Source organism: Comamonas sp., assembly GCF_036643215.1.
Lineage (GTDB): Bacteria > Pseudomonadota > Gammaproteobacteria > Burkholderiales > Burkholderiaceae_C > Comamonas.
On record NZ_JAVXSJ010000072.1, the window covers coordinates 1 to 4,061 of the forward strand.

Genomic DNA, 4,061 nt, shown 5'->3' on the forward strand with positions numbered 1-4,061 from the left:
AAGCTGGCAGACCGCACCCACAATATGCGCACCATGAGCGACATGCCGCGCAGCAAGTGGGGCCGAATTTCGTCCGAGACGCTGGAAATTTACGCACCCATCGCGCATCGCCTGGGTCTTAACCAGACCTATCGCGAGCTGCAAGACCTGTCTTTCAAGCATCTGCACCCCTGGCGCTATGCCACGCTGGAAAAAGCCATCGCCCGCTCACGCACGCGCCGCCGTGATCTGGTCCAGCGCGTGCAGGACGAAGTCAACACTGCATTTAGCGCGCAAGGCCTGCCGGTGCGTTTACTGGGCCGTGAAAGCACGCTGTACTCGCTGTACCTGCGCATGCTCAAAAACCAGCTGAGCTTTGCCAAGGTCACCGACATTTACGGCTTTCGCGTCATCGTCCCCAAAACGCTGGACTGCTACACCGCCCTTGGCGTGCTACATCAGAAGTACAAGCCCATGCCGGGCCGCTTCAAAGACTACATCGCCATCGCCAAGAGCAATGGCTACCAGTCGCTGCACACCACGCTGGTCGGCCCTTCCAGCGTCAATATCGAGTTTCAGCTGCGCACAGAAGAGATGAACATCGTGGCCGAGGCTGGCGTTGCCGCTCACTGGCTGTACAAAGCCCAGAAAGGCCACGACTCCGAGCACCTGTCCACGCAGTGGCTGCAATCGCTGCTCGATATTCAGAACGAGACCCGCGACGCTACCGAGTTCTGGGATCACGTCAAGGTTGACCTCTTCCCCGACGCCGTTTACGTGTTCACGCCCAAGAGCGAGATCATGGCCATGCCGCGCGGCGCTACTGTGGTGGACTTTGCCTACGCCATTCACAGCAAGATTGGCAACCGCACCATTGCCGCCAAAATCAACGACGAAGAAGTGCCGCTGCGCACAGAACTCAAGAGCGGCGATGTGGTGCAAATCATCACGTCTGAAACGGCTACGCCCAACCCGGCATGGCTGAGCTTTGTGAAGACCGGGCGTGCGCGCTCCAAAATTCGCTCCTTCCTCAAGAACTCCGCGCAATCCGAAGCCGGCCAGTTGGGCGATACCTTGCTGGCCCAGGCCCTGCGCTCCGAAGGTATTGACAGCGTCCCCCCTCAAGATGAGGCCAACAAAGGCGTCTGGGACGAGATTTTGCGCATCACCGGTAACCGCACGCCAGCCGAGCTGCTGGTCGATATCGGCATGGGCCGGCGCATTGCCTCTCTCGTCGCTGCGCGCATGACCTCCTTCATGACCAAGCAAGGCGTGCGTCCCGATGCATTGCTTATCACGCAAGAGCGCTTCAACACTGACAACCGCCCCTTCCAGGGTGCTGTCACCCTCAATGGCGATGAGAGCAGCTCAGTCCACTACTCGCACTGCTGCCGCCCCGTGCCCGGCGACCCTATTCTGGGCTACCTCGGCGGGCAAGGTCTGGTCGTGCATCACGCCCACTGCCACAACGCCATCAAGCTGCGCGAGAAAGATGTTGACCGCTTCATTACGGTGGACTGGGCGGAAGACATCACCCGCGCATTTGAAGCCGGCATTGTCGTCACCGTTCAAAATAACAAGGGCGTTCTGGCCCGCGTTGCGGCTGAGCTGGCCAGTGCCGAAGCTGATATCGTGCGCGTTGAAATGACGGATGAGGTCGCTGTGGGCACCACCGATCTGCGCTTCATCATCTCGGTACAAAACAATGTGCAGCTTGAAAATGCGCTGCGCAATCTGCGCCGCCTGCATTCGGTGATTCGCGCCAGCCGCATCATTGCCTGATACTGATAGCGTGAACCTCGCACTAGGCCGCCGTTGGCGGCCTTTTTCATGGGTGAAAGATTTTGTTGCATTCTGCGACCTCGATCGCTGCTGCCAAGCAATTCTCAAGCCCGGCAGCAGGTGACAATCACGTTCATGCCCCACACTGCCTACTCGCTCTTCCACGCTCGTCCACACCTGCTGGCAGCCACTGTCGCCGCAGCCATACTGGCAGGCTGCGCTACCCGGCCTGAGCCACAAGCCACGCCCAAGCCTGCTCCTGCAGCAGCGCAAAGCAGCGGTAGCAATAGCAGCAACAGTAGCAGTAGCAACACCACGAGCGAAAACGAAGCACAGGCCGAAAGCCGCATCCAAGCCAGCAGCTTTGCGCACTGGAAGCAAGAGTTTGCCCCGCGCGCACGCGCCGCTGGCATCTCAGAACGCACGCTGCGCAGCGCTCTGGCCAGCGCCAAGCTGCAGCCCAGCATCATCAAGCTGGATCGCTCGCAACCTGAATTCACGCGCACGCCCTGGCAATACCTGGATAGCGCAGTATCCGCACAGCGCATCAAAACCGGCAAGCTCAAGATGCAGGAATATGCCTCTGCGCTGCAAGCAGCCAGCCAGCGCTATGGCGTGCCGGCTCAGGTCATCACCGCTATCTGGGGCATGGAAAGCAATTACGGCAGCAACTTTGGCAACTTCTCGGCGGTTGATGCACTCGCCACCCTCGCTTTTGATGGGCGCCGCGCCGAGTGGGCGCAAAAAGAGCTGATCGCCGCGCTGCGCATCATCGACAACGGCGATATTGATGCCGCCCACATGATCGGATCGTGGGCTGGTGCCATGGGCAACACGCAGTTTCTGCCCTCCGTATTTCTACAATACGCCGTCGATGCCGATGGCGATGGCCGCCGCGATATCTGGGGCTCCATGGCCGACGTAGCCGCCTCCACCGCCAACTATCTGGCCAGCTCAGGCTGGACCGCTAACGAGCCCTGGGGTGCAGAAGTGCGCCTGCCCGCCCATTTTGATTACGCACGAACCGAGCTTTCCATTCGCCAGAACAGCAGCGCCTGGTCTGCCGAAGGCGTGCAAGGCATGAGTGGCCAGCCCCTGCCTGCCATGGCGGGTGCCAGCATCATCGCCCCAGCGGGCGCTCGCGGCCCGGCCTTCATGGTCGGCAGCAACTTCCGCGCCATCCTACGCTACAACAACTCTACCAACTATGCGCTGGGCATCAGCCTGCTGTCGTCACAACTGGCAGGCAATGGCGGCGTTGTTGCCGAGTGGCCACGCGACCTGGGCTCACTGACGCGCGAGCAAACCAAAGCCATGCAAACGGCCCTCACCCAGCGCGGCTTTGCCACGGGCTCGGCTGATGGAGTGATGGGGCCCGCTACAAGAGCAGGTCTGCGCCAGTACCAGCAAAGCCAAGGTCTGGTGGCTGATGGCTACCCAACGCTTGAGCTGCTGCAACGCTTGCAGACGAACAACTAGATTTAAAAAAGATAGCTATTACCGCCTGATATTCATAGAATTCAAGACTAAAACCACCTGAAGTCTATGAATATCAAGCGCAAGCAGCTCACAAAATAAAAGCGCCGCGTCATTCAGAAGCGGCGCTTTTTGCTGCATGTTCACTCAGGACTTGTCGACGGGCTGCGGATAGCTCACCTCCAGCACTTCCAGCATGCGCACACCCGCTGGCGTGGGCAAAGCGACCTCATCACCGACACGCGACTTGAGCAATGCGCGGGAGACTGGCGCAATCCAGCTCACCTGATTCTTGGCACTCTCCGCCTCATCAATGCCCATGATGGTGATCGTGCGCTCGATACCCTCGTCGTCCACATAGGTCACCGTCGCGCCAAAAAAGACCTGATCACTACCGGCATGCACGGCAGGGTCCACCACCTCGGCAATTTCCAGCCGCTTGGTCAGAAAGCGAATGCGGCGATCAATCTCGCGCAGCCGCTTCTTGCCATAGAGATAATCGCCGTTTTCAGAGCGATCTCCATTGCTGGCCGCCCAGTGTACGATCTCCACGATCTTGGGGCGCTCGCTGTCGATCAGATCAAGCAGTTCCGTCTTAAGACGCTGATAGCCTTGGGGAGTGATGTAATTTTTGCCGCCAGCGGGCAATGGCGGCAGACCGCCGACGTCATCATCGTCGTCGCCATCTGATTCTTTGGTGAAAGCCTTGCTCATAGGCTGCAATCTTCACACAGATCAGGTACAGCGCAATCCAGTGCGCGTATCAGCCCAGAAACGAAAAAGCCTCAGAACTTTTCAGTTCTGAGGCTTGTCGTTTGGTGCGG

At 59.2% G+C, this 4,061-nt stretch carries 3 protein-coding genes; 2 read left to right on the plus strand and 1 reads right to left on the minus strand.

Translation table 11 applies throughout. The features are described 5' to 3' along the window. Positions 1-1,761: RelA/SpoT family protein (locus RSF91_RS19555; protein WP_332569968.1), on the plus strand; the 1,761-nt coding region annotated here is incomplete at its 5' end. A gap of 135 nt (positions 1,762-1,896) precedes the next feature. Beyond that, positions 1,897-3,240, plus strand: coding sequence for a lytic murein transglycosylase (locus RSF91_RS19560; protein ID WP_442878903.1), 1,344 nt, complete (start codon positions 1,897-1,899; stop codon positions 3,238-3,240). A gap of 144 nt (positions 3,241-3,384) precedes the next feature. Here RSF91_RS19560 and greB read toward each other — a convergent pair whose 3' ends face one another. Then, a complete protein-coding gene (greB, locus tag RSF91_RS19565; RefSeq protein ID WP_332569969.1) occupies positions 3,385-3,951 on the minus strand; it encodes a transcription elongation factor GreB in 567 nt (188 codons plus the stop codon). Positions 3,952-4,061: the final 110 nt, after the last annotated feature.